Source organism: Streptomyces ambofaciens ATCC 23877, from assembly GCF_001267885.1.
Taxonomy (GTDB): Bacteria; Actinomycetota; Actinomycetes; order Streptomycetales; family Streptomycetaceae; genus Streptomyces; species Streptomyces ambofaciens.
In genome coordinates this window covers 6,461,124-6,486,155 of record NZ_CP012382.1, presented here as the reverse complement: position 1 = coordinate 6,486,155, position 25,032 = coordinate 6,461,124, and the positions used below count along the sequence as shown (strand labels likewise).

Sequence of the window (25,032 nt, the reverse complement as noted above, 5' to 3'; positions counted from 1 at the left end):
GCTGTGTGACGGGCCTCCATGGCCTCGCCGGGACCTCGGCGTGTATGTCCTCGCACCAGGGACCGGCCGTCCGGAACCGGTCAGAGGTCGCCGGTGCCGCCCAGGCCCGTCAGGGCACCGACCGGGTCGAGGTCGGGGGTGCCGCGCGGCCACCAGTCGTCGCGGCCGGGCTCCGACTCGTAGGCGTACCAGAGGCCTGTCCGGCCCAGTCGGAGCTGCACGTGGCCCCGGGGGTGGGTCAGGCGGTTGCGCCAGGGGCGGAAGGCGGGGAGGTCGGCGGCGAGCAGCAGGGGGCGGGCGCGGTCGAAGCGGCCGGCCGGCGGGTCCCAGGCTTCCTCCAGGACGTCGAGCCCGTCCGGTCCGCCCTGGCGCCAGGCGGCGACCGCGCGCGCCAGCTCGGCCGTGTCCCGGCCGGCGGCCTTGGCGAGGGACGCGTAGAGCGCCCGGGTCCCCGCGGTGAGACCGGAGCCGGGGCGGGCCGCGGCGAGCCGGACGGCGTCCCGCCACAGCGTCAGCCCGCCGATCGGGTCGCGGCCCGTGGTGAGCAGCGCGTGGGCACGGGCGGCGGCGTCGGTGGCCAGCTGGTCCAGCGCGAACGGGTCGGGGCCGCCCGGTGCCGCCGGGTAGGCCGGGGGCTGCTCGGGGTGCGGAGGTGCGGGCAGCGGCACCGGGAGGGGCGGCAGCGTGCGCTCGGCCAGGGCGGCGCCGGCTCGCACGCCGGGCAGCGGCGCCGGCCCGCGGTCCTGGGCGGCACGGGCGGCACGGGCCGCGTTCAGCCGGGACAGGGCGTCCAGCAGCTCGCGTTCGCCCCGGCCGCGCAGCAGGAGCAGAACGAAGGGGTCGGCGTCGAGCAGACGGGCCGTCTGGTAGCAGAGGGCGGCGGCGTGCTTGCAGGGGTGCCCGGAGTCCGGGCAGCTGCACTGCGGGGCGAGGTCGCCGGGGCCGGGGAGCAAGGGGACTCCGCACTCGGCCAGGGAGTGGGGCAGCTCCTTGTCGAGGAGGGCGGCGATGTGCCCGGGCCGCTCGACGGCGGCGTCCAGGAACCGCTCCCAGCCCGCGTCGTCCAGCGTGCGCAACCGCACCTGCACGCGGTAGGGCCGGGGGCGGCTGCCCTGTACGTAGGCGAGGACCAGGCCCGGAGTCACGGTGATCGCGTCGACGTGCCCCCGCTCGGCGTACGCCTTCCCGCGCGCCAGCCGCGCGGCGTCCAGGGCGCCCTCCTCCAAGGCGGTCACCCACGCGTTTCCCCACCATGTCCCGGCGAAGTCCTCGCTCGCCGCCGGCCCGGGCGGCAGGGCGGGGAAGGTACGGCGGAGCTCGCCGTCCCGGTCGGGGGCCGCCATGGAGCGGGGCGCGCGGGGGGTGGTGCCGGAGGTGTGGTGGTCCACGGCCGATGCGGGGGGCGCGGTTGTCCGCACGGGCGGCGCGGGGGGTGTCGTGGGCGGGGCATCCTCGTACGGCTCTCGCGAGGGTGCTCTGTGCGGTGCCGGGCGCGAACGCCCATGCGCGGCCCGGTCCGCTTCGCCCGGCTCACGCTCCGGGTGCGCCGCCGCACGGTGGTGCGGACGCGGTGGCTCGTACGGAGAGGGTGCCGCGGACGGCGGCTCAGGGGAGGACGGCCCCGGGGACGGCGGGTCAGGGGGCAGGGGGTGAGAGGGCGCCGGGTCAGGGGACGTCGGTTCAGGGGACGCCGACCGAGGGGACGCCGACCGAGGGGACGGCGGCTCAACGGGCGGGACGGTTGCGTCGGCCCGGTCCACGGACGGCTCTCCGGTGAGCTGCCCGGAGCGCACGGATGCGGAGGAGAGGGACTCAGGGGTCTGTTGATCGGAGGGCAGGGGCTCGGGGGGCAGAGGCTCGGAAGGCGGAGGCAAGGGTTCGGGGGTCCGGGGTTCGGAGGGCACCGGCTCAGCGGAAGGCGCGGTCGTCCCGGCGGGATCAGTCTCCGGGGGCAGCCGGAAGGCGTCCGCGGCGAAGTCCCGCAGGGCGCGGGCGCGGGCGGCGGCGGAAGGCGAACCGCCCGCCACCTGCGGGCCCCCGACCGGGCGGGACGGGCGGCGGGGACTCGCCGCGCCCTTGGTCGCCGAGTCGACCCGCGCCTGCCGACGTGCCGCCCGCAAGGCCTCACGTGCCACATCCGCCGGCCGGCCGGCCGGCGCGTCACCGGAGCGGTCCGTCGGGGTGGGGGCTGTCGTGCCTCCGGGGGCGACCGGCCGAGCGCTCCCGATCACCTCGTCGGGGCGGTCGGCGTCCTCCTCTCCCGGAACACCGGGGCGGTGCGGCGGGCCGCTGTCCCGGTTCGCGTCCGGCGACGCGGTGCCCCCTCGCGCGGTGCGGGCGCTGCGCAGCGCCGCGCGCGCGACGTCCCCCGGGCGCGTGCCGGTGCGCTCGTCCTTGGTCTGGTCCGGGTCCGGGCCCGGGTGCTGGGCGCGGTCCGGCTCCCGATGCTGGTCCGGGTCCGGGTCCGGGTCCGGGTCCGGGTGCTGGTCGCGGGCCGGCTCCCGATCCGGGTCCGGGTCCGGGTGCTGGTCGCGGGCCGGCTCCCGATCCGGGTCCGGGTCCGGGTGCTGGTCCGAGCCCGGGTGCTGGTCCGGGTCCGGGTGCTGGTCGCGGGCCGGGGCCCGGTCGGGGTCGCCCTGGCCCCGGAGCCGACTTTGATCCCAACCCCAGTCCCGGTCCCGGTCCCGGTCCTCGCCCTGGGCCTGATCATGTTCCCGCTCTCGGTCCTGATCCGGGCCCAGGTCCAGGTCCAGGTCCCGGCCCCGGACCGGGCCCCGGCCCTGGTCGCGGTCCCCGCCGAGATCGGCGTCGCCGTCCCGACCCCGGACCGGCCCCCAGCCCTGGCCGCGGTCCCCACCGCGATCGACGTCGCCGTCCCGGTCCCCGCGCGGGCCACGGTCGTGCGCATGCGAACCCTCGCTCTCCTCGCCGCGTTCACGCGCCGGCTCGGGCCGCGCGGCGTCCGGGAGGGTGGGGGCGGCGGCCGCCTCCGCGGAGGAGGCCGGCGTCTCCCCGCCGCGCTCGCGCGCCGCGCGCAGGGCGCGGCGGGCCTCGTCGGCGGGCCGGGGGGTCATGACGGCCTCCGCAGGGACACCAGGTCGGACAGCTCACGGGCGGTCAGCTCGGTGAGGGCCGACTCGCCCGAGCCGAGGACCGCGTCGGCCAGCGCCCGCTTGGACTGGAGCATCTCGGCGATGCGGTCCTCGACTGTGCCCTCGGTGATGAGGCGGTGGACCTGGACCGGCTGGGTCTGGCCGATGCGGTAGGCGCGGTCGGTGGCCTGCTCCTCGACGGCCGGGTTCCACCAGCGGTCGAAGTGCACGACGTGGCCCGCACGGGTCAGGTTCAGGCCGGTGCCGGCGGCCTTGAGGGACAGGACGAGAACGGGCGTCGCCCCGCTCTGGAAGCGGTCGACCATGCGCTCCCGCTCCGGGACCGGCGTGCCGCCGTGCAGCAGGTCGACGGGGACCGCGCGGACGGCCAGGTGGGAGGTGATGAGGCGGGCCATGCCCACGTACTGGGTGAAGACGAGCACCGAGCCGTCCTCGGCGAGGACCGTGTCCAGCAGCTCGTCCAGCAGCGCGAGTTTGCCGGAGCGGGCGCTCAGACGGTCGCCGCCGCCCGGCGGGTGCTCCTCCTTCAGGAACAGCGCGGGGTGGTCGCAGATCTGCTTCAGCGAGGTCAGCAGCTTGAGGACGAGGCCCCGGCGGCCCATGCCCTCCGCCGCCTCGATGGCGAGCATCGACTCGCGCACCACCGCCTCGTACAGCGAGGCCTGTTCGCGGGTGAGCGGGACGGGGTGGTCCGTCTCGGTCTTCGGCGGCAGCTCCGGGACGATGCCCGGGTCGGACTTCTTGCGGCGCAGCAGGAAGGGGCGGATCAGCCGGGCGAGGCGCTCCACCGCCTGCTCGTCCTCGCCGTTCTCCACCGCTCGGGCGTGCCGGGCGCGGAAGGACTTGAGGGGGCCGAGGAGGCCTGGGGTGGTCCAGTCGAGGAGCGCCCAGAGCTCGGAGAGGTTGTTCTCCACCGGTGTGCCGGTCAGGGCGACGCGTGCGGGGGACGGGATGGTGCGCAGGGCCTTCGCGGTCGCCGAGTACGGGTTCTTGACGTGCTGTGCCTCGTCCGCGACGACCATGCCCCAGCGCTGCTCGGCCAGGGTGGCCGCGGCGGAGCGCATCGTGCCGTAGGTGGTGAGGACGAAGCCGCCGGCCAGGTCGTCCAGGGTGCGGTCGCTGCCGTGGAAGCGGCGGACCGGGACGCCGGGCGCGAACCGGGTGATCTCCCGCTGCCAGTTGCCCAGGAGGGAGGCGGGGCAGACCACCAGCGTCGGTTCCGTGCGGGCCCGCTCTAGGTGCAGCGCGATGACCGTGACCGTCTTGCCGAGGCCCATGTCGTCGGCGAGGCAGCCGCCCAGGCCGAGCGAGGTCATGAGGTCGAGCCAGGCCAGGCCGCGCAGCTGGTAGTCGCGGAGGGTGGCGTGCAGGCCGGGCGGTGGTTCGGCGGGACCCACGCCCGCCGTGAGCCGGTCGCGCAGTGCGGCCAGCGCGCCCACCGGCACCACCTCGACCGTCTCGCCGTCCGCCTCCGCGCTGCCGGTGAGGGCGACCGACAGGGCGTCGACCGGGTCGAGCAGGCCGAGGTCACGCTTGCGGGCGCGGCGGACCAGGCCCGGGTCGACCAGCACCCACCGGTCGCGGAGCCGGACGACCGGGCGGTGGGCCTCCGCCAGGGTGTCCATCTCGGCCTCGGTGAGCGGGTCGCCGCCGATCGCCAGCTGCCAGCGGAACTGAAGGAGGTCCTCGCTCTCGAAGAAGCCCGTGCCGTCCGTCGCCGAGCCGGGCGCGGGCCGGACCACCGCGGTCGCGGTGAGGTCCTGGGCCAGGTCACGGGGCCAGTGCACCGCGACCCCGGCGCCGGCGAGCCGGCCGGCGGCCACGCCCAGCAGGTCGGTGACCTCCTCCTCGGAGAGGCTGAGGACGTCGGGTACGTCCTGCTCGGTGAGCCGGTCGAGCGGCGGCCAGACACGCGCCGCGCGCCGCACCGCGAGGGCGGCGTCCACGCGCGTGCGGGGGCCGAACGCCGCGTCGGCCGCTCCCGACCACAGGTCCGCAGCGTCGGCCACCAGGGTGGGGTCGGCGAGGCTGTGGACCTGCACGACCGCCGCTCCGGCGCTGCGCGCGCCGCCGCTGCCGTCGCCGTCCGCGTCGAACAGGTCGTACGCCGACAGGTCCAGGCGGAGCGAGATCCGCACGCCCGCGTCCATGCCCGCGGCGACCTCCGCGGCCCAGTCGTGGGCGCCGGGCAGGTGCTGCGCTCCGCGTGCCGCGAAGGGCCGGCCGGAGGCGTGGGGCGCGGCCGGAGTGCGGGGCAGGGTGTCGGCGACGGCGTCCAGGAAGGCGCGGACCAGCGCTTCCGGCTCCGGAAGCCGGATCGGGCCCGGGCCGTCCAGCGGGACCGCGTGGCCCTCCGGGGGCAGTGCGGCGGCCACCGCGCGCAGGTGTGCGATGTCGTCGGGGTCCAGTGGGCCGGCCCGCCAGGCGTCGTGCCCGGTCGCCGTCAGGCCGGGCAGGAGCCGGCCGCGCGCGGTGAGCCGCAGGGCGTGCAGGGCCGCCGCTCCCCAGCAGGCGGTGGCCGGGTGGGCGGCCGGGTCGTGCCGGGCGCGCACCAGCAGGGGCAGCGCCTCACCGACCGGCAGCGACAGCGCGGTCGTCGTCCTGCGCCGTACCCCGGCGCCGTGCCGGCGTACGACGGTGAGCTCGGTGGGTTCGATGGGCCGGGCGGTGCCTCCGGCGGCGACGGGGCCCGCATCCGGCGACGCGGCGACGGCGGCCGTGCGAGATCCGGCCGGCGCGGCGGACGCAGCCGTGCGGGACCCGGCGGGCGCCGAGCCCGCCACGACTGCGGAGGCGGCAGACGCGGCCCGCTCCGCGGCGGGGGGCAGCTCGGAGGTGACGGGAGGCTCGGAGGTGACGGCGCCGCCCTCCGGGTCCCAGAAGGCGATCCGTCCGTCGCGCGGGAGGGGAGCGGGGAGGAAGACGGCCGCGAGCCGGAGGGGGACGGACGCCGTGGGCTCCTCGGCCTGGCGCGGTTGTCCGCGCTCCCCCGCTCGCCCGCCGGCCATCACGTCCACCACAGCCGTGTCGCTCATACGTCCTGTCACCTCCCGCCCGCAGGCCCGATCAGATGTCTTCGACTCTACGGGCGGGGTCTGACAATCGGCTCCGGCGGCCTGTCGGGGCCCGCTCGCCGCGGGGGCGCGGTCAGGGAACGGTGCGGGAGACCACGTAGACCATGGGGTAGTCCGGGTTCTCCATGTTCACGACGACGTCCTGGGTGGGTGCCGGGTTGCGCTGCTCGTTGACCAGGCCCCACCAGGAGCCGGACCCGCCGAACTCCCAACCGGTGACCCGCTGGGCGCGGTCACTGATGGCGATCTTGCCCCGCTTCAGGGCGTCCCGGTCGACGCCCAGCCCCGCGAGGAAGGCGTCGAGGCCGGCGCCGGTGGTCTCGAACTGGACGTAGAGGCGGCTGGTCTTCCAGTTGTTCGTCTCGTAGTACGCGACCTCCTCGGAGGGGACCGGTACCGGGACCTCGTAGACGCGGCGCTGGAGTTTGGACGGCCAGCCCTCGGTCATGCCGGTCGCCGCGTACTTCGCCTCCTTCTCCCGGCCGCTGTCGCGGCTCTGGTTGGCGGAGATCACGAGATAGCCGGCCGGGACGCCGATGAGCAGCACGATGATGAGCAGGGTGAGCGACCGGCGGCGGATCATGTGCCGGCGGTCCTCCACCGGGCGCTCGGGCTCGTCCGGGGGGCCCACCTGGTGGGGCAGGGAGTCCGTCACAGTGACTCCCGGGACGTGCGGCGGGCCTCCGCGAAGCGCTCGTACCGCTCGTAGCGCTCCACCCGGCGCCGCTTGGCGCGGCGGAACCGGCGGGCGACCAGGCGGGCCAGGTCGGCGGCGCCCACCATGCCGGCCTCGGGACCGAGCTGGGCGCGGACGATGCGGGCCTCCGGGCGGTAGCCGCGGCCGGTGAGCTGACGCTTGAAGGCGTCCCGCGCGGGGCCGATCAGCAGGTCATCGGCGGCGCTGACGCCACCGCCGATGACGAAGCAGGAGGGATCGAGCGCGGCCGCGAGGTTCGCGATGCCCACGCCGAGCCACTGGCCGATGTCCTGGAGCAGTTCGATGCACATGGCGTCGCCGTCGCGGGCCAGCTCGGTGATCATCGGGCCGGTGATGTCGCCGATGCTGCCCTTGACGTGCTCGATGATGCCGTACGCCACCGGCGAGTCCGCGGCGGCCAGCTCCCGGGCCTCCCTGACCAGCGCGTTGCCGGAGCTGTACTGCTCCCAGCACCCGCGGTTGCCGCACGGGCAGCGGTGTCCGCCGGGCACGACCTGCATGTGGCCGAACTCGCCGGCGACTCCGTACTTGCCCCGCTTGACCTGCCCGTCCTCCAGGATCGCGCCGCCGATGCCGGTACCGAGCGTGATCATCACGAGGTGGTCCTCGCCGCGGCCGGCGCCGAAGCGCCACTCCGCCCAGGCGGCGGTGTTGGCGTCGTTGTCGACCAGGACGGGGACCGCGAGGCGGCCGGCGATGCGGTCGCGCAGCGGCTCGTTGCGCCAGGACAGGTGGGGCGCGAACAGCACGCGGTTGCGGTCGGCGTCGACCCAGCCCGCCGCGCCAATGCCGACGGCGTGCACGTCGTGCCGGTCGGAGAGGTCCAGGACCAGCTCGACGATGGTGTCCTCGACGACCTTGGGACTCTTGGACTTGTCCGGGGTCTCCGTGCGGAGCTTCTCCAGGATGTTGCCGTCGGCGTCGACGACGCCCGCCATGACTTTCGTGCCGCCGATGTCGATGCCGACCGTGGGCACGCGGGGTGCCGTCAGGTGTGAGCGGCGTTCCCTCGTGCCCACGGTGCGCAGGACCGGGGCGCGGCGGGAGCCGATGGGGGCGGTGAAGTCGCGGTAGGTGCTCATCGGGTGCGATTGTGCCGCACGCCCCCGCCGGGTGCCGAATGGGACGGGGGCGGGGCGGTGGCCTGGTCCGCCGTCCGCGGGTGCGTCGTGGCAGGCCGCGCCCGCGCGGCGGGGCCGCGTACGACGCCGCCCCGCGCCCCTAGCGGCGTTCCAGTTCGTGGCGCAGGTCGTCCAGCTCCGTTCCGCCCGCCATCTGCCGCGTCAGCTCGTCCAGGGTGATGTCCTGCCGCTCGTGGTTGCCGACCATGGCGCCGCGCTTCAGCAGGACGAACCTGTCCCCGACCAGGTAGGCGTGGTGCGGGTTGTGGGTGATGAGGACGACACCCAGGCCCTGGTCGCGGGCCGCCGCGACGTACTTCAGGACGACACCGGACTGCTTCACGCCCAGGGCCGCCGTCGGCTCGTCCAGGACCAGGACCTTCGCGCCGAAGTGCACCGCGCGGGCGATCGCCACGCACTGGCGCTCACCGCCGGAGAGGGTGCCGATGGGCTGGTCGACGTCGCGCAGGTCGATGCCCATCCGCAGGAGCTCGGCACGGGTGGTGCGCCGCATGTGGTCGACGTCCATGCGCTTGAAGGGGGCGACGCCCTTGCGCGGCTCGGAGCCCAGGAAGAAGTTGCGCCAGACCGGCATGAGGGGGACGACGGCCAGGTCCTGGTAGACGGTGGCGATGCCGCGGTCCAGGGCCTCGCGCGGGGACGACAGGCGCGTCTCCTCGCCCTCCAGGCTCAGCGTGCCGCCGTCGTGCTGGTGCAGGCCCGAGATGATCTTGATGAGGGTGGACTTGCCGGCGCCGTTGTCGCCGAGCACGCAGGTGATCTCGCCCGCGTGCACCTGGAGGGACACGCCCTCCAGGGCGCGGACGTTCCCGTAGTGCTTGCTGACGCCGGACAGCTCCACGAGCGGCGTACGGCTTTCGGGCTGCGTCACTTGGTGGCCTCCGCGCGCTTGCGGACCCAGGCGTTGAGCAGGGTCGCGAGGAGCAGCATCGCTCCGAGGAAGAACTTGAACCAGTCGGGGTTCCACTCGGCGAAGACGATGCCCTTGCTGGTCATGCCGAAGATGAGCGCGCCGACCGCCGAGCCGACGGCGCTGCCGTAGCCGCCGGTGATCAGGCAGCCGCCGATGACGGCCGCGATGATGTAGATGAGCTCGTTGCCGACGCCCTCGCCGGACTGGACGACGTCGTAGGAGAAGAGCAGGTGCTGGCCCGAGATCCAGGCGCCGAGGGCCACGCCCATGTAGAGGCCGATCTTGGTCCTGGTGACCGGGACGCCGACCGCGCGCGCCGCGTCCTTGTTGCCGCCCACCGCGAAGATCCAGTTGCCGGCCCGGGTACGCAGCAGGATCCAGCTGGCGACGGCGACCAGGGCGAGCCACCACAGGATGGTGACCTTGAAGCCGACGCCGCCGAGGGTGAGCGTGGAGGCGAAGACGTCCCGGGCGGAGGGGAAGCCCTCCATGTCGGCGATCGTCTTGGTGGAGACGGTGCCGTCGATCAGCTTGGTGAAGCCCAGGTTCAGGCCCGTGAGCATCAGGAAGGTGCCGAGCGTGATGATGAAGCTGGGCAGCTTCGTGCGGGTGAGCATGTAGCCGTTGAAGGCGCCGATCGCCAGGGTGACCAGCAGCGACACGGCCACGCCGACCCAGACGTTGGCGGTCATCTGGTAACTGAACATCGACGACACCAGGGCCGAGGAGGTCACCATGACGCCCGCCGACAGGTCGAACTCGCCGCCGATCATCAGCAGCGCCACCGGGACGGCCATGATGCCGATCGTGGAGGCGGCGTAGAGCACCGTGCTGAGGCTGGCGGCGTGCAGGAAGCTGTCGGCGAAGAAGGCGAAGAAGAGGAAGACGGCGATCGCGCCCACGACGGAGCCGAGCTCGGGGCGGCCCAGCAGTTTCCGCAGCGGAGAGGCCTGCAGAATCCTTTCGTCAGCGTCCTTCGTCTGCGTGGCGCTCATCGGGTGCCCCGCTTCGTGTAGTCGCTCAGTGCGGCGGCGTCGTCCTTGGTGATGATCTGCGGACCGGTGAGCACCGGCCGGCCACCGCCGAGGACGTCGGCGTTGTACCTGTACAGCCACAGCAGGTCGACGGCCTCGTAGCCCTGGAGGTAGGGCTGCTGGTCGACGGCGAAGCCGAGGCTGCCGTCCTCCAGTCCGGCGGCCACCTTGGCGTTGAGGTCGAAGGTGTCGATCTCCGCCTTGCTGTCCGCGCCCTGCTTGGCCTTCACCGCGGTGTCCGCGTAGGGGGCGCCGAGGGTGACGACCGCGTCCAGGGACGCGTCGGTCTGGAGCTTGGCCTCGATGGCGGACTGCACGTCCGGCATGCTGGTGCCGTTGACGTAGAGCCGCTCGATCTTTCCGTCGAAGGTCTTCTCCACACCGTCGCAGCGCTGCTCGTGGCCGACGTTGCCCTGTTCGTGGAGCACGCAGATCGCCTTCTCGCGGCCGCGCTCGTTCAGCTCCTCGCCGACGGCCTCGCCGGCGATCGTCTCGTCCTGGCCGATGTGGGTGAGGGCGCCGAACGCCTTGGACTCCTGCGAGCCCGAGTTCACGGTGACCACTGGGATGCCGGCCTTCCGGGCGCGGTCCAGGGCGGACTTCATGGCGTCGGGCTTGGCGAGCGTGACGATGATCCCGTCGACCTTCTTGTCGATCGCGGCGTTCACGAGCTGCGCCTGCTGCTGGGCCTCGTCGTCGTGGGAGTACAGGAAGTTGATGTTGTCCTTGACGGCGGCCTGCTCGGCACCGCTCTGGACGATGTCCCAGAAGGTGTCGCCATCACCCGAGTGAGTGATCATCGCGAAGGTCCAGCGGGGAGTGTTCACCGCGGCCTTCCCCTGGGCGGAGGCGGCCTTGCGGGCGTCCTCGGCGCGCTTGCCGCCCGTGCTGCTGCACCCGGCCAGGGACACCGACAGTGCCCCTGCCAGCGCGATGCCCACCCATGTCCGAAACCGTGCCACGAGGCCGTGCCCTTCTTGCTGTGCCGTGCTGTGCCGTGCTGTGCCGTTGCTGTGCGTGCCGGGCGTCCGCCGACGCCCCGGCCGGGATCCGGAGATCCCAAACGCCCCATTGTCCGACACGCAAGCGGAGCACTCGCCTCCGGGGAGTGCGATGACGGTCACATTGTCCGGACATTGAGACGAACCCGCACGGCGGGGACCGCCACCGGACGGCGCCGGTCAGGGCCGCACGAGCAGCTGGAACTCGAAGGAGTAGCGGGACGGACGGTAGGTGTGCGTGCCGAACTCGACCGCGCGCCCCGTGTCGTCGAACGTCGTGCGTTCCATGGTGAGCAGGGGGGCGCCCACGTCCTCGCCGAGCCGTTCGGCCTCGTCGGCGGTGGCGGCCCGGGCGCCGATGGACTGGCGGGCGCTGTGCAGGGTGATCCCGGCGGCGCGCATCAACCGGTACAGGCCGGTGGCCTCCAGCTGTCCGGTGTCCAGATCGACGAGACCGGGCGGCAGGTGGTTGCACAGGTACGCCATCGGCTCCCCGTGCGCCAGCCGGAGCCGCTCCACCCGGTGCACGTCGCTCTCCTGGACCACACCGAGCGCGGCGGCGACCTCCGCGGTCGCGGGGACGACGGTGTTGACCAGCACCTTCGTGGCCGGACGCTGTCCCGCGGCCTCCAGGTCGTCGTAGAGACTGCTGAGTTCGAGCGGGCGCTTGACCTTGCTGTGCACGACCTGGGTGCCGACGCCCCGGCGGCGCACGAGCAGGCCCTTGTCGACGAGCGACTGGATGGCCTGGCGGACGGTGGGCCGGGACAGGCCGAGCCGCGCGGCGAGCTCGATCTCGTTGCCCAGCAGGCTGCCGGGGGTCAGCGCACCGTGCTCGATCGCGGCCTCCAGCTGCTGCGACAGCTGGAAGTACAGCGGCACGGGGCTGCTGCGATCCACGCTGAGGTCCAGCGACACGGTCGGGTCCACTTCTGGTTTCGGCACGGCCCGAGCGTAGCTCCGTGCGCTGTTGACGGGAAGTTGTGTAGTTCGATTGTCCGGACATACGCATTGACAGGGCGTGCGCTGTGCGCCCACTTTGATTCCATGCGCATCGGGGTCATCGGTACGGGCCGCATCGGCACCGTTCACGCCAACACGCTCAGCCGCCATCGCGACGTCGGGTCCCTGATCCTCACGGACGCCGACCTCGGGCGCGCCCAGGACCTGGCCCACCGGCTCGGCGAGACGGCCGCCCCCGGGGTGGACGAGATCTTCCGGTGGGGCGTGGACGCCGTGGTGATCACCACGGCCACCGCGGCCCACGCCGAACTGATCGGTCGGGCAGCGCGCTCGGGGCTGCCGGTGTTCTGCGAGAAGCCCATCGCGCTGGACGTGCCCGGCACGCTCCAGGCGATCGCCGAGGTGGAGGCCGCCGGGACGGTTCTCCAGATGGGCTTCCAGCGGCGCTTCGACGCCGGTTACACGGGGGCCCGCGAGGCGGTGCGGTCCGGACGGCTGGGCCGCCTGCACACCGTCCGGGCGGTGACGAGCGACCAGGCGCCGCCGCCCACCGCGTACCTGCCGCAGTCCGGCGGGCTCTACCGGGACACGCTCATCCACGACTTCGACGTCCTGCGCTGGGTGACCGGGCGGGAGGTCACCGACGTGTACGCCGCCGGGTCGGACGCCGGGCCGCCGATGTTCCGCGCGGCCGACGACGTGGACACGGGCGCGGCGCTGCTCACGCTGGACGACGGCACGCTGGCCACGGTGACCGCGACGCGGCTGAACGGGGCGGGGTACGACGTGCGCATGGAGCTGGCCGGGGAGCTGGACCAGATCGTCGTCGGCCTCGACGACCGTACGCCGATCGCCTCGACGGAGCCGACCGGGCCGCCCGCCGCGGACAAACCGTGGACCGGCTTCGTGGAGCGGTTCGGACCCGCGTACGAGGCGGAGCTGGCCGCCTTCGTTCAGGTCGTGCGCGGCGAGCGGGCCAATCCGTGCGACGGGCGCGAGGCGCTGCGGGCCCTGCTGATCGCCGAGGCCTGCGAGATCTCCCGGCGGGAGCGCAGACCCGTACGGCCGGCGGAGGTCCCCGGCGCCGGGGCGTCCGCGACGGGGTGAGGGCGGGCCTTCGACCACCCGCCGGCCGAGCGGGCGGGGCCCTCCGACCACCACCGTCCCAGTGCAGGCCCATCGTCCCAGTGCAGGCCCGCCGGCCCGGTGCAGGCCCGCCGGCCCGGTGCAGGCCCGCCGGCCCGGTGCAGGCCCGCCGACCCAGTGGGCAGCCCGCCGGCCACCCGCCGGCCCAGTGGGGCGGACCCGCCGGCCACCCGCCGGCCTTTGGGGGGCGCTCCGGCCATCCGTCGGCCGGGCACCGGCCACGTCGGCGGTGCGCGGCGGGACGTGTTCCGGCGGGGCGTGGGCGCCGGTGGTGAGGCGGGCGGGCCGTGGGCTCGTGGTCCGCCGCCGACGGCGCGTCGGTATCCGGCGTCAGCGCGCTTCCTCGCCGTACTCGTCCAGGAGTCCCGCGTCGTGGGCCAGCAGCGCGATCTGCACCCGGTTGTCCAGGTCGAGCTTGGCGAGGATGCGGGAGACGTGGGTCTTGACGGTGGCGACGCTCATGAAGAGCTCCGCGGCGATGGCGGCGTTGGCCATGCCGCGGCCGACCGCGACGGCCACCTCGCGCTCGCGGTCGTTGAGGGCGGTGACGCGCGCACGCGCGCGGGTGCGCCTGGTGTCGGCGGTGCCGCCGGCCGCGTGCGCCATCAGCCGCCGGGTCACGGCGGGCGACAGGACGGGGTCGCCGGCCGCGACCCTGCGCACCGCGTCGAGGATCTCCGCCGGCGGGGTGTCCTTGAGGACGAAGCCGGCGGCACCGGCGCGCAGGGCCCGGAGCACCTGCTCGTCGGCGTGGAAGGTGGTGAGCACGACGATCTGCGGGGCGTCGGGGCGGGAGCGCAGCCGCTCGGTCGCCGTCAGGCCGTCCACCACCGGCATCCGGATGTCCATGAGGACGACGTCCGGCCGGGTGCGGTCGACGAGCGCCTCGACCTGGTCGCCGTCGGCGGCCTCACCGACGATCTCGACGTCGTCGGCGCCGCCCAGCATGAAGGACAGCCCGGCCCGCACGAGCGGGTCGTCGTCGACGAGGAGCAGTCTGATCGCAGTCATGGGCCATACGTAATCACGGTTGCCGCCGGCCGACTCCGTTCCTTCGACGACCGCCGCCCGGGACGGTCTCAGCCCCACGGCAGCCGTGTCCGTACCTCGAAACCGCCCTCGGACGTGGGGCCGTGCTCCAGGGTGCCGCCGGCGAGCGTGGCGCGCTCGGTCAGCCCGATGAGGCCCTGCCCGGAACCGGGCACGGGGGGCACCTCGCCGACGGGCGGGGCGTTGCGCACGGACAGGGAGAGGCCCTCGCCCGGGGCCCCGGCGACGGAGACGCTGACCTCGGTGCCGGGGGCGTGCTTGCGCGCGTTGGTCAGCGCCTCCTGGGCGACGCGGTAGGCGGTGCGGCCGACGGAGGCGGGTACACCGGCGGGGTCGGTGACCCGACCGGCCAGGGTGATCTTCATGCCGGCTTCCCGGCACTCGGCGACCAGGGCGTCGAGGGCGGCGAGGGTCGGCTGGGGGCGGCCCGCGTCGTCGGACTCCCCGGCGCGCAGGACACCGATGATCTCCCGCAGGTCCTGGAGGGCCTCGTGCGAGCTCTCGCGGATGACACCGGCCGCCCGCGCCACCTCCTCCCGGGAGGCGTCGGGCCGGAACTCCAGCGCGCCCGCGTGCACGCTGAGCAGCGTCAGCCGGTGTGCCAGGACGTCGTGCATCTCGCGTGCGATGGCCTCCCGGGCCAGTCGTTGCGCCTGCTCCGCGCGCAGCCGCGCCTCGTTCTCGGCGCGCCGGGCACGGTCGCGCAGGCTGAGCAGGAGCTGGCGCTTGGAGCGGACGAGCAGTCCCCAGCCGACGATCGCGACGGCGAGCAGGGAGGCGATGACGAGCGACGCCAGGAACGGCAGGTCGGGTTCCGGCCGCATCCAGAAGTACAGGGGCATCAGGGCGAGGCTCGCGCCACCGATCCAGGCGGTGTAGCGGAAGGGACGGTGCACGGCGAGCGTGAAGAGGGAAAGGAGCGCGGCGCCGCCCGAGGTGGCCGAGACCATGGAGACGGGCACCATCGCCACGGCCAGCCCGACCGGCCACCGGCGCCGCAGCCAGACCGCGGCACAGGCCAGCGCTCCGACCACCTGGTCGGCCAGCTCCATGCTCCGCGGCAGGTTCGGCTCCTGGTCGAGCGTGTCGGCGGCCAGCAGACCGACGCCGACCGCGAGCAGGAAGCAGGTGAAGTCGACGATCCAGTCGCGCCCGGTGCGTCGCGGTCGTCCGTCGGCCCGCCGCGACTGCGGATACATGTCCTCGACCAGCGCCGCCGGCAGCACCCAGCGCCGCTTGGCGAACGCGGGGGGTGTCGTGGCCTGCTTGTCACTGTTCACGGTCGACGAATCTACGCAGCGGTGGCGGCCACGGCGGCCGGGAGAGCGGGATGAGCGACCGAAGTCGCGAAGCCGTCGACTTTCGATGCCCGGGCCCGCGCGCACCGGAGCCTTCCGTCGGGCAGGGCTCGCCCCGCGGCCGATGCGTGTGGGGGGACCGCGGGGCGAGGGTCGTCGGCATGAAGGAGTTGCTGGAGTTCCTGGGCCTGATGGCCGTGATCCAAGGCGTGGCCGGTCTGGTGCACGAGTTCACCGACTGGAACTGGGGCGTGGTGCAGCGGATCGGCGTCCTCGACGGCTACGAGGTCTACGCGAGCGTGGTGCTGCTGGCTCTCGGCGGCGCGCTGTTCGCCGCCGCCGAGAGCCGGCGCGGGTGACCCCGGGTCCGGGCCGGGCCCGGGCCGCGGTTCTCAGCAGCCGTGGTCGACGAGGTCGAACGAGGCGTAGTGGTCGGCCGTGTAGTAGTCCTCCCGGGTCTGCTCACCGGTGACGATCCGGCGGGCGCCCCGGGTGTCGGAGCCGGGGGTGATCACCGTGTACTCGTGGTAGTAGCCGGTGGACCGGTCGGGCAGGATGCCCTCCCGGTTCTGGAAGACGGTCCCGTCCTGTTCGAAGGGGTAGGGGCCGCCCTGTTCGATCAGGTCGAGGGTGTCGTGCGCCTGCGAGGGCAGGTCGCTGAGGCAGATGTCGCCGACCGCGGCGGGGGCGGCTCCCGCGGTGGTCGCCGAGACGGTGCCGCCCACGAGGAGGGCGGACAGGACTGCGGCTGCCGCGCCGAGCCGGGCGGCGCGTGGGGGGAATCGCATGACGTCATGATGACGCGCGTAGACAGTGGCATGTCAATGACAAGACCGTGGAGGTTGCCGGTAAGTCGTATGTACTTTCGGCGAGTTCGGCGCGTCGTCCGCGCGAGGACGACGTCCGTTCACCGCCGGTACGAGCCGTCCCGGTCCGCTGGGATGGAGGCATGAACACGAACACACTCACTCATCCCACGCTCCCGCCGCTGACCGGCCGGACGGCCCTCGTGACGGGCGGCAGCCGCGGCATCGGCGCGGCGACCGTGCTGCGGCTGGCCCGGGAGGGCGCGGACGTGGCCCTCACCTATGTGAACGGCAAGGAGGCGGCCGAGGACGTCGTACGGGCCGTGGAGGCGCTGGGGCGCCGGGCGGTGGCCCTGCGGGCGGACGCCGGTGACGCGGACGAGGCCGCGGGGGCGGTGGAGCGGGCCGCGGACGCCCTGGGCGGGCTCGACGTGCTGGTCAACAACGCGGGTGTCGGGCTGCTCGGCCCCGTCGAGGGCTTCTCGGTGGGCGACCTGGACCGGGTGCTGGCCGTCAACGTCCGGGGCGTCTTCCTCACCGCTCAGGCCGCGGCCGCCCGGATGACCGCGGGCGGGCGGATCATCACCGTCGGCAGCTGCATGGCGCAGCGCGTGCCGGGTCCCGGCGGGACGCTGTACGCGATGAGCAAGTCGGCGCTCATCGGGCTGACCAAGGCCCTGGCCCGGGAGCTGGGCGGGCGGGGCATCACCGCGAACATCGTCCACCCCGGGCCGATCGACACCGACATGAACCCGGCCGGCGGACCGTACGCCGAGGGGCAGGCGGCGCTGACCGCGCTGGGCCGCTTCGGCACGGCCGAGGAGGTGGCGTCGACCGTCGCCCACCTGGCGACGGCCGGGTACGTCACCGGGGCGGAGTTCTCGGTGGACGGCGGCCACGCGGCCTGACACCGACGGGGGGATGCGCGTGGGGCGCGCCGGTGCTGTCCAGGCCGGGCGCGCCCCACGGGTCGGGGTGGGTCAGCCGCCGAGCTCCTGGTGGCGGGCGGCGAGGTGGGCCGCGCCGTCCTCGGTCAGGGAACCGAACAGGCGCAGGCGGGAGATGCCGCCGTCGGGGAAGATGTCCACGCGCGCGTGGGTGCCGACGGCCGTCTCCGGCAGCACGAAGCGGTGGTTGGTGTCGGGCTGCATCCGGGTGCGCGGCAGGATCTCGCGCCACTCGCCGTCCTCACCGTCCTTCACGGACACCGACGCCCAGCCGGCCGAGTTGCCCTTCAGGTAGGCCGTGTCGATCTCGACCGCGCGGATCTGCGAGCGGTCCACCAGCCGGTAGCGGATCCAGTCGTTGCCCTGGTCCCGTCGGCGGCGGGTCTCCCAGCCGTCGTCCATCTTGCGGGAGCGGCCCGGCTGGATGGTGTTGGTGGCCGGCGAGTAGAAGAGGTTGGAGGCGTCCTCGACCTGGCCGCCGTTCTCCAGCGCCACCACGTCGAAGGTGCCGAGGGCCGTGAGCCACGCGGGGTCGGGGACGACCTCGCCGTACACCCGCAGGCGGGCGATACCACCGTCCGGGTGCTGCTTGAGGCGCAGGTGGGTGAAGCGCTGCTCGGCCAGGACGGCGAAGCCGTTGGCCGCGTGGCCGCCGACCGCCGTGCGCGGGACCAGGGTCGTCCACTTGACGTCGTCCGCGAGCAGTTCCTCGGGCGACGGGGAGCCCGCGACCGAGGTGCCCTCGACGGAGACGGCCTGCGGGTAGTTGCCGCGGAAGTGGGCCGTGTCGACGACGATGCCGCGGATCACGCCGGGGGCGCCGAGGCGGATGAGCGCCCAGTCGTGGTCGTCCTCGGTGGGCCAGGGGTGCTCGGCCGACGCGCCGCGGCGCCGACGGGTCTCCCAGCCGTCCATGACCTTGCCCTTGTGCCCGAAGTGCTCGGGGTCGAACTCGGCGGGCTCCGGCACCAGCAGGTTCTCGCGCTGGGCGAAGAACTCGTCGTTGGCGGCGACGACACCCGCGCCGAGCTGCCGGTCGGCAAGGTTGGCGTACTGGGTGAAGGGGAGGTCGGCGGTGCGGTAGTCCGCGTACGGGTCGCCGCCTCCGTAGGGGTTCGCGTCTCCGGTGAAGCTGGCCAACGAGGGGTTCTGCTGGGCCGTCACGGTGATCAGGTGTTCCTTTCGGGGTCGTTCGTGGTGTGTGTGGTTCAAGGGGTCCGGACGCGTCAGGCCCGGTCGAGGAGCTGTCCCTTCGGCTCGGTGAACGCGCCGTCCGCCACGACGCGCCGTCCGCGCAGCCAGGTGGACTTCACGACGCCGTACAGGGTCTTGCCCGCGTACGCGGTGACGCGGTTGCGGTGCTGGAGGGCGGCCGGGTCGACGGTGAAGGTCTCGTCGGGGGCGAGGACGGCGAAGTCGGCGTCGTGGCCGGCGGCTATGGCGCCCTTGCGCCCGTCGAGCCCCACCTGGCTTGCGGTGTTCGCGGACATCCAGCGCACGATGTCCTCCAGACCGAGGCCGCGCTCACGGGCCTTGGTCCACATGGCCGGCAGGCTGAGCTGGAGGCCGGCGATGCCGCCCCAGGCGGTGGCGAAGTCGTCGGTCTTGAGGTCGGCCGTGGACGGCGAGTGGTCGGTGACCACGCAGTCGATGGTGCCGTCCACCAGCGCCTGCCACAGCAGGTCCTGGTTGGCGGCCTCGCGGATCGGCGGGCAGCACTTGAACTCGCTGGCGCCGTCGGGCACTTCCTCGGCGGTGAGGGTGAGGTAGTGCGGGCAGGTCTCGACCGTCACCCGCACGCCCTCGGCGCGGGCCTCGGCGATCAGCGGCAGGGCGTCGCTGGAGGACAGGTGGAGCACGTGCACGCGCGCGCCGAGCCGTTTCGCCTGGGCGAGGAGGCCGGCGATCGCGGTGTCCTCGGCGTCGCGCGGGCGGCTGGCGAGGAAGTGGGAGTACTTGGGGCCGCCCTGCTGCGGGGCCGCGGCCAGGTGGTGCGGGTCCTCGGCGTGCACGATCAGCAGGCCGTCGAAAGCGGCGATCTCCGCCAGGGACCGGGCCAGTTGCTCCTGGTCCAGGTGCGGGAACTCGTCCACGCCCGACGGGGACAGGAAGGCCTTGAAGCCGAAGACGCCGGACTCGTGCAGCGGGCGCAGGTCCTTGACGTTGTCGGGCAGGGCGCCGCCCCAGAAGCCGACGTCGATGTGCGCCTTGTCGGCGGCGACCTCGCGCTTGGTGCGCAGGTTCTCCACCGTGGTGGTCGGCGGGATGGAGTTGAGCGGCATGTCGACGAGGGTGGTGATGCCACCGGCCGCCGCGGCGCGGGTGGCGGTCCAGAAGCCCTCCCACTCGGTGCGGCCGGGGTCGTTCACGTGCACGTGGGTGTCGACCAGGCCGGGCAGGACGACGTGGTCGCCGACGTCCTCCAGCCGGGCGCCCGCCGGGACGGGGGCGTCGTACGGCAGGACGGCCGTGATCTTCTCCCCGGTCACCGCGATGGACGCGGCGCGTGTCCCCTCGGGAGTGACGACGCGCGTCGAGCGCAGCACCAGTTCAGCCTCGGACACCCGAACCCCTCTCTCCGCCGATCTCCGCCGACGATTTCAACGTTCTGTTGAAGGAGTCTTCATTCCCGGTTCCGCCCCGTCAAGAGGCACCCTTTGTGTAGGCGTGACCACGACCGAGCCCTGGACGTTTCCACAAAGCGGAATTAGAATTCCAGCAAGCAGAACGTAGCTACGTACAAGCCGGTAGTCAACCGGCCGCCGGGTACGCTTCTTTCCTCCCGCCAGCCCCGAAAGGAACGTGCCGTGCCGACGTCCAGCGCCAGCACCACCGACTCCGCCAGGTCCGCCACAGGCGGCGTCCAGTCCCTGGAGCGCGCCTTCGACCTGCTCGAACGGATGGCGGACGCGGGCGGCGAGGTCGGCCTGAGCGAGCTCTCCGCGAGCAGCGGACTGCCGCTGCCCACCATCCACCGCCTGATGCGCACGCTCGTGGCCTGCGGGTACGTACGCCAGCAGCCCAACCGCCGGTACGCGCTGGGCCCCCGTCTGATCCGGCTCGGCGAGTCCGCCTCCCGGCTGCTCGGCACCTGGGCCCGCCCGCACCTGGCCCGGCTGGTCGAGGAGACCGGTGAGACGGCGAACATGGCACTGCTGGACGGGGACGAGATCGTGTACGTCGCCCAGGTGCCGTCCAAGCACTCGATGCGCATGTTCACGGAGGTCGGCCGGCGCGTGCTGCCGCACTCCACCGGAGTGGGCAAGGCGCTGCTCGCGGACTTCCCGGCGGACGAGGTGCGGGCGCTGCTGGGCCGGACCGGCATGCCGGCCGCGACCGAGAAGACCATCACCACACCGGACGGTTTCATCGCGGCGCTGGCGGACGTGCGGCGCCAGGGCTACGCGATCGACGACAACGAGCAGGAGATCGGCGTCCGCTGCCTGGCCGTCTCGGTGCCGAACTCCCCCACCGCGGCCGCCATCTCCATCTCCGGCCCGGCCGGCCGGGTCACGGAGGCCGCCACCGACCGGATGGTGCCGCTGCTCCAGCAGGTCGCGGCCGAACTGTCGGAGGCCCTGCTGGCCTCGAACGGCACCCCGGCCGCCTGAGCGGCCACCGCTCGCACGGAGGGCTTCCGGTCGTCACCGCCCCGCACGACGGCTGCCGCCACCGGCGCGGCGAGACGCACCGCTCACGCCCGCTCCGGGCCGCCCCGAGCCGACGCCCGACAGGCGGGCACGCCGGCCCGCGGGGCACCGCCGCGCGGGGTGGCCGGCGAACGCGTCGGCCCGTGGCTCACCGACGCGGGGGGTCGCCGAAGAGCTCGACGGCCTGACGGACCTCCGTCAGGCCTCGCGACAAGGCGCTGACGGAGCCGATCGCCCCGACTATCAGCAGCAGGGAGCGGTGCAGCCGGGACACCTCGGGGACCCCGTGCGCCGTCATCGCGGCCAGGTCCGCCAGTTCGTCCTCGGCCACGGCCCGGTCCGGGAAGTCCGCGCGCAGCAACGCGAGTTGACGGCGCAACCGGGACACCGCGGTCCGCAGCGCCGTCACCCTGACGTCCTCGTCGCCGACCGTCACCTGCCCCTGCCCCAAGCTCCGCAACACAGCCCCTCCCCCTCGCACGCCGTCGTGCGCCCCTGCCTGGTGAACGTGCCGAGCGCCCCAGGTCGCTGGTCGGGCGCCGGGGACGCGGGCCAGTAAACGCCACCTGGCGCCGGACGCGCCACCGGGCGGACCGAAATTCAGTCCTCTGATAAGCCCGCCGCGCGCCGGGGCGTTCGACGGGCGGTCGGGTATGCAGGACGCATGACGGACAACGAAGACCAGGTGGCCGGGGTGCTGCTGGCCGCCGGCGGCGGGCGGCGGCTCGGCGGACGGCCCAAGGCCCTGCTCGAACACCACGGACACCCGCTCGTCGAACATGCGATCGCCGCGTTGCGCGCGGCAGGCTGCACCCGCGTGCACGTCGTCCTGGGGGCGCGCGCCGAGGAGGTGCGGGCGCGGGCGGCGCTCGACGGATGCGTACTGGTGGACAACCCCGCCTGGGAAGAGGGCATGGGCTCGTCGCTGTGCGCCGGGCTCGGCTCACTGGCCGGCACCGGAGCGCGGGCCGCGCTGGTGTCGCTGGTGGACCAGCCCGGCATCGGCGCGCGGGCGATGGCACGGGTGCGCGCCGGGTACCGGGACGAGACGTCGCTCGCCTCGGCGGCGTACGCGGGCGTGCGCGGGCATCCCGTCCTGCTCGGCGCCGCCCACTGGGCGGGCGTCTCGGCGACTGCGACCGGGGACCGGGGGGCACGCGCCTATCTGAGGGAACACGAGGCGGAGATCGCGCTCGTGGAGTGCGGGGACGTGGCGCTGCCCTACGACATCGACACCGCGGCCGACCTGCACCACCTCGAGTGAGTGGCGTGGCACTGGGCGCCACCTTCCCTCGACTCAGAGAATCTCGACATCAACACTCCTTGAAGTTCCACGATGAGGAAACTACTATCCACTGACCAGAAGCACTCGTCCTCCCCACTCTCGGCTGCGCTCGACCGGGGGGACCCCCACTGCGAGTGCGCAATGCCCCGTACGCGCCCTCTGGCACCCGGTGCCACCGCTGAAGGAAGTGACAGCTCATGTCCGCACCAGCGCCGTCCACGCTGGCCATCGTCGACGCCGAGCCTCTGCCCCGGCAGGAGGAGGTCCTCACCGATGCGGCGCTCGCCTTCGTGGCCGAGCTGCACCGGAGGTTCACGCCCCGGCGTGACGAGCTCCTCACCCGCCGTGCGGAGCGCCGCGCCGAGATCGCCCGCACCTCCACGCTCGACTTCCTCCCGGAGACCGCCGCCGTCCGCGCGGACGACTCCTGGAAGGTGGCCCCGGCCCCGGCCGCGCTGCAGGACCGCCGGGTCGAGATCACCGGCCCGACCGACCGCAAGATGACCATCAACGCGCTCAACTCGGGTGCGCGGGTCTGGCTCGCCGACTTCGAGGACGCCTCCGCTCCGACCTGGGAGAACGTGGTCCTCGGCCAGCTCAACCTGACCGCCGCCTACACCCGCACCATCGACTTCACCGACGAGCGCACCGGCAAGTCGTACGCCCTGCGCCCGGACGAGGAGCTGGCGACGGTCGTCATGCGCCCGCGCGGCTGGCACCTCGACGAGCGTCACCTCCAGGTCGACGGCCGCGCGGTCCCGGGCGCGCTGGTCGACTTCGGCCTGTACTTCTTCCACAACGCCCAGCGCCTGCTGGACCTCGGCAAGGGCCCGTACTTCTACCTCCCGAAGACGGAGTCGCACCTGGAGGCCCGTCTCTGGAACGAGGTCTTCGTCTTCGCGCAGGACTACGTCGGCATCCCGCAGGGCACCGTCCGCGCCACCGTCCTGATCGAGACGATCACGGCCGCGTACGAGATGGAGGAGATCCTCTACGAACTGCGCGACCACGCCGCCGGACTGAACGCCGGCCGCTGGGACTACCTGTTCTCCATCGTGAAGAACTTCCGGGACGGCGGCGCCAGGTTCGTGCTGCCGGACCGCAACGCCGTGACGATGACCGCGCCGTTCATGCGCGCGTACACCGAGCTCCTCGTCCGCACCTGCCACAAGCGCGGGGCGCACGCGATCGGCGGCATGGCCGCGTTCATCCCCTCGCGGCGCGACGCCGAGGTCAACAAGGTCGCCTTCGAGAAGGTCCGCGCCGACAAGGACCGCGAGGCGAACGACGGGTTCGACGGCTCCTGGGTCGCCCACCCCGACCTGGTCCCGATCGCCATGGAGTCCTTCGACAAGGTCCTCGGCGACAAGCCCCACCAGAAGGACCGGCTGCGCGAGGACGTCGACGTGCGGGCGGCCGACCTGATCGCGATCGACTCGCTGGACGCCAAGCCGACCTACGCGGGTCTGGTCAACGCCGTCCAGGTCGGCATCCGTTACATCGAGGCGTGGCTGCGCGGCCTCGGCGCGGTCGCCATCTTCAATCTGATGGAGGACGCGGCCACCGCCGAGATCTCGCGCTCGCAGATCTGGCAGTGGATCAACGCGGAGGTCGTCCTCGACAACGGCGAGCAGGTCACCGCCGAGCTGGCCCGCAAGGTCGCCGCCGAGGAGCTGGCGAACGTCCGCGCCGAGATCGGCGACGAGGCCTTCGCGGCCGGCAACTGGCAGCAGGCCCACGACCTGCTGCTCACGGTGTCGCTCGACGAGGACTACGCCGACTTCCTGACGCTGCCCGCCTACGAGCAGCTGAAGGGCTGACGCCGGCGCCGCTCACGGACAGGCCCGCGCCCCCGGTACCGCACGGCACCGGGGGCGCGGGCCTGTGTTCAGGACAGGTGCCGGGACCAGTCCGGCGCGGCGGAGGGCTTGCCGTGCAGGTCGGGGACGCGCTTGAGCCAGTCGGGGCGCCCGCGCCGCGTACGGGCCGCGCGGGCGGCGTTCTCGGCGGCGAGCTCCTCGCGGGACGGGAAGTCGGTGGGCAGCCAGTCGCGCGAGGCGCGCACCCGCGCGGACAGGTAGCCCACGTAGGCGTCCCTGACCTCCCCCGGGGTGTCGAAGCCGGCCTCGCAGGTCAGCCAGTCGTCCGGCACCCGCGCCACCACCTCGCGCAGCAGTTCCTCCGTCACCTTCGGCGCCAGCTCGGCGTCGGCCGACCGGACGTCCGGCGCGTACCGGCCCAGGGCGTGGTGGCGGAAGTCGTAGGCCTTCTCCGGCGCGGAGGCGTCCCAGCGGTGGTGGAAGACCAGGGCCGCGCCGTGGTCGATGAGCCACAGGCGCGCGGGCGCGACGCCGAGGGTGGGCCAGACCATGAGGTTGGAGCTGTGCACGGTCCGGTCGACGTTCACGGTGAGGGCGTCCAGCCAGACGACGCGGCCGGCTTCCCCGGAGCCGACGGAGAAGTCCTGCGCCAGCTCCGGCGTCAGGTCGGCGCCGCCCGACAGGTAGTCCATGCCGAGGTTGAGCCCCGCGCTCGCGTCCAGCAGGTCCCGCACCTCCTGGTGCGGCTCGTCGGCGGCGATCCCGGGGTCGAAGTGGGCGAGGACCAGCTCGGGCACCCGAAGCCCCAGCTCACGGGCCAGCTCCCCGACGATCACCTCGGCCACCAGCGCCTTGCGGCCCTGTGCGGAACCGGTGAACTTGACGACGTAGGTCCCCAGGTCGTCCGCCTCGACGACACCGGGGACGGAGCCGCCCGAGTGCAGGGGCGTGACATAGCGTGTCGCGCTGACACTCCTCAGCATCCCGTCTCCCACGTCGGCCCGTCCGGATCTGCGCACTTCCTGCCCCTGGTCTCCGGCATCACCTGAGCATAGTGACCAAGCGTGACAGA

The 25,032-nt window shown here is 73.7% G+C and carries 21 protein-coding genes; 6 read left to right on the top strand and 15 right to left on the bottom strand.

Annotation, left to right across the window (positions count from 1 at the left end):
• Positions 1-80: 80 nt before the first annotated feature.
• From SAM23877_RS41445 to SAM23877_RS28405, 8 genes are all read right to left on the bottom strand, one after another.
• A complete protein-coding gene (locus tag SAM23877_RS41445) occupies positions 81-1,874 on the bottom strand; it encodes an SWIM zinc finger family protein (protein WP_425314789.1) in 1,794 nt (597 codons plus the stop codon).
• Between the two features lie 1,196 nt (positions 1,875-3,070).
• Positions 3,071-6,148, bottom strand: coding sequence for a DEAD/DEAH box helicase (locus SAM23877_RS28435; protein WP_063796793.1), 3,078 nt, complete (start codon positions 6,146-6,148; stop codon positions 3,071-3,073).
• A 112-nt stretch (positions 6,149-6,260) separates the two neighbouring features.
• The gene (locus tag SAM23877_RS28430) at positions 6,261-6,842 is read right to left on the bottom strand and encodes a hypothetical protein (RefSeq protein ID WP_053139264.1); all 582 of its coding nucleotides are present in this window, start codon (positions 6,840-6,842) and stop codon (positions 6,261-6,263) included.
• Positions 6,839-7,987, bottom strand: a complete 1,149-nt coding sequence (locus SAM23877_RS28425) for an ROK family glucokinase (RefSeq protein ID WP_053139261.1) — start codon at positions 7,985-7,987, stop codon at positions 6,839-6,841. Before SAM23877_RS28425 ends, SAM23877_RS28430 begins: the two co-directional genes overlap by 4 nt.
• Positions 7,988-8,126: 139 nt before the next feature.
• Positions 8,127-8,918, bottom strand: a complete 792-nt coding sequence (locus tag SAM23877_RS28420) for an ATP-binding cassette domain-containing protein (protein ID WP_053139259.1) — start codon at positions 8,916-8,918, stop codon at positions 8,127-8,129.
• A complete protein-coding gene (locus tag SAM23877_RS28415; RefSeq protein ID WP_053139256.1) occupies positions 8,915-9,955 on the bottom strand; it encodes an ABC transporter permease in 1,041 nt (346 codons plus the stop codon). Before SAM23877_RS28415 ends, SAM23877_RS28420 begins: the two co-directional genes overlap by 4 nt.
• Positions 9,952-10,956 carry a sugar ABC transporter substrate-binding protein gene (locus SAM23877_RS28410; protein WP_053139254.1) on the bottom strand — a complete coding sequence of 335 codons (1,005 nt, stop codon included), beginning with the start codon at positions 10,954-10,956 and terminating at the stop codon, positions 9,952-9,954. The genes SAM23877_RS28415 and SAM23877_RS28410 overlap by 4 nt, the downstream gene beginning before the upstream one ends.
• Before the next feature lie 219 nt (positions 10,957-11,175).
• Positions 11,176-11,913 carry a myo-inositol degradation transcriptional regulator gene (locus SAM23877_RS28405; RefSeq protein ID WP_079030814.1) on the bottom strand — a complete coding sequence of 246 codons (738 nt, stop codon included), beginning with the start codon at positions 11,911-11,913 and terminating at the stop codon, positions 11,176-11,178.
• A gap of 129 nt (positions 11,914-12,042) precedes the next feature.
• Between SAM23877_RS28405 and SAM23877_RS28400 the strand changes: the two genes are divergently transcribed.
• Positions 12,043-13,065 carry a Gfo/Idh/MocA family protein gene (locus tag SAM23877_RS28400; protein WP_053139251.1) on the top strand — a complete coding sequence of 341 codons (1,023 nt, stop codon included), beginning with the start codon at positions 12,043-12,045 and terminating at the stop codon, positions 13,063-13,065.
• A 369-nt stretch (positions 13,066-13,434) separates the two neighbouring features.
• Here SAM23877_RS28400 and SAM23877_RS28395 read toward each other — a convergent pair whose 3' ends face one another.
• Both SAM23877_RS28395 and SAM23877_RS28390 read right to left on the bottom strand, forming a co-directional pair.
• Positions 13,435-14,115, bottom strand: a complete 681-nt coding sequence (locus SAM23877_RS28395) for a response regulator transcription factor (protein ID WP_053139249.1) — start codon at positions 14,113-14,115, stop codon at positions 13,435-13,437.
• A 68-nt stretch (positions 14,116-14,183) separates the two neighbouring features.
• Positions 14,184-15,434, bottom strand: a complete 1,251-nt coding sequence (locus SAM23877_RS28390; protein WP_053139248.1) for a sensor histidine kinase — start codon at positions 15,432-15,434, stop codon at positions 14,184-14,186.
• Positions 15,435-15,613: 179 nt separating this feature from the next.
• Between SAM23877_RS28390 and SAM23877_RS28385 the strand changes: the two genes are divergently transcribed.
• Positions 15,614-15,811 (top strand): hypothetical protein, encoded by a 198-nt coding sequence (locus SAM23877_RS28385; RefSeq protein ID WP_053139246.1) that lies wholly within the window; start codon positions 15,614-15,616, stop codon positions 15,809-15,811.
• 33 nt (positions 15,812-15,844) lie between these two features.
• Here the strand turns inward: SAM23877_RS28385 and SAM23877_RS28380 are convergent, their stop codons facing one another.
• The gene (locus tag SAM23877_RS28380) at positions 15,845-16,240 is read right to left on the bottom strand and encodes a ribonuclease (RefSeq protein ID WP_053139243.1); all 396 of its coding nucleotides are present in this window, start codon (positions 16,238-16,240) and stop codon (positions 15,845-15,847) included.
• Between the two features lie 161 nt (positions 16,241-16,401).
• On the opposite strand from SAM23877_RS28380, the gene SAM23877_RS28375 reads away from it, so the two are divergent.
• On the top strand, positions 16,402-17,166 hold the full coding sequence (locus tag SAM23877_RS28375) for an SDR family oxidoreductase (RefSeq protein ID WP_053139241.1): 765 nt from the start codon (positions 16,402-16,404) through the stop codon (positions 17,164-17,166).
• Between the two features lie 72 nt (positions 17,167-17,238).
• Here the strand turns inward: SAM23877_RS28375 and alc are convergent, their stop codons facing one another.
• Complete coding sequence (gene alc / locus SAM23877_RS28370) at positions 17,239-18,369, bottom strand: allantoicase (RefSeq protein ID WP_053139239.1); 1,131 nt, start codon at positions 18,367-18,369, stop codon at positions 17,239-17,241.
• A gap of 62 nt (positions 18,370-18,431) precedes the next feature.
• The gene (gene allB, locus SAM23877_RS28365) at positions 18,432-19,769 is read right to left on the bottom strand and encodes an allantoinase AllB (RefSeq protein WP_053139237.1); all 1,338 of its coding nucleotides are present in this window, start codon (positions 19,767-19,769) and stop codon (positions 18,432-18,434) included.
• A 243-nt stretch (positions 19,770-20,012) separates the two neighbouring features.
• Between allB and allR the strand changes: the two genes are divergently transcribed.
• A complete protein-coding gene (allR, locus tag SAM23877_RS28360) occupies positions 20,013-20,816 on the top strand; it encodes an allantoin degradation transcriptional regulator AllR (protein ID WP_053139235.1) in 804 nt (267 codons plus the stop codon).
• A gap of 187 nt (positions 20,817-21,003) precedes the next feature.
• Here allR and SAM23877_RS28355 read toward each other — a convergent pair whose 3' ends face one another.
• Entirely contained in the window at positions 21,004-21,318 is a 315-nt protein-coding gene (locus tag SAM23877_RS28355) for a DUF5955 family protein (RefSeq protein ID WP_053139233.1), read from the bottom strand.
• Positions 21,319-21,519: 201 nt separating this feature from the next.
• On the opposite strand from SAM23877_RS28355, the gene SAM23877_RS28350 reads away from it, so the two are divergent.
• Together SAM23877_RS28350 and aceB are read left to right on the top strand one after the other, a co-directional pair.
• Positions 21,520-22,119, top strand: coding sequence for a nucleotidyltransferase family protein (locus SAM23877_RS28350; protein ID WP_053139232.1), 600 nt, complete (start codon positions 21,520-21,522; stop codon positions 22,117-22,119).
• 218 nt (positions 22,120-22,337) lie between these two features.
• The gene (gene aceB / locus SAM23877_RS28345; protein ID WP_053139230.1) at positions 22,338-23,960 is read left to right on the top strand and encodes a malate synthase A; all 1,623 of its coding nucleotides are present in this window, start codon (positions 22,338-22,340) and stop codon (positions 23,958-23,960) included.
• 68 nt (positions 23,961-24,028) lie between these two features.
• Here aceB and SAM23877_RS28340 read toward each other — a convergent pair whose 3' ends face one another.
• Positions 24,029-24,943, bottom strand: a complete 915-nt coding sequence (locus SAM23877_RS28340) for a HipA family kinase (RefSeq protein ID WP_053142956.1) — start codon at positions 24,941-24,943, stop codon at positions 24,029-24,031.
• Positions 24,944-25,032: the final 89 nt, after the last annotated feature.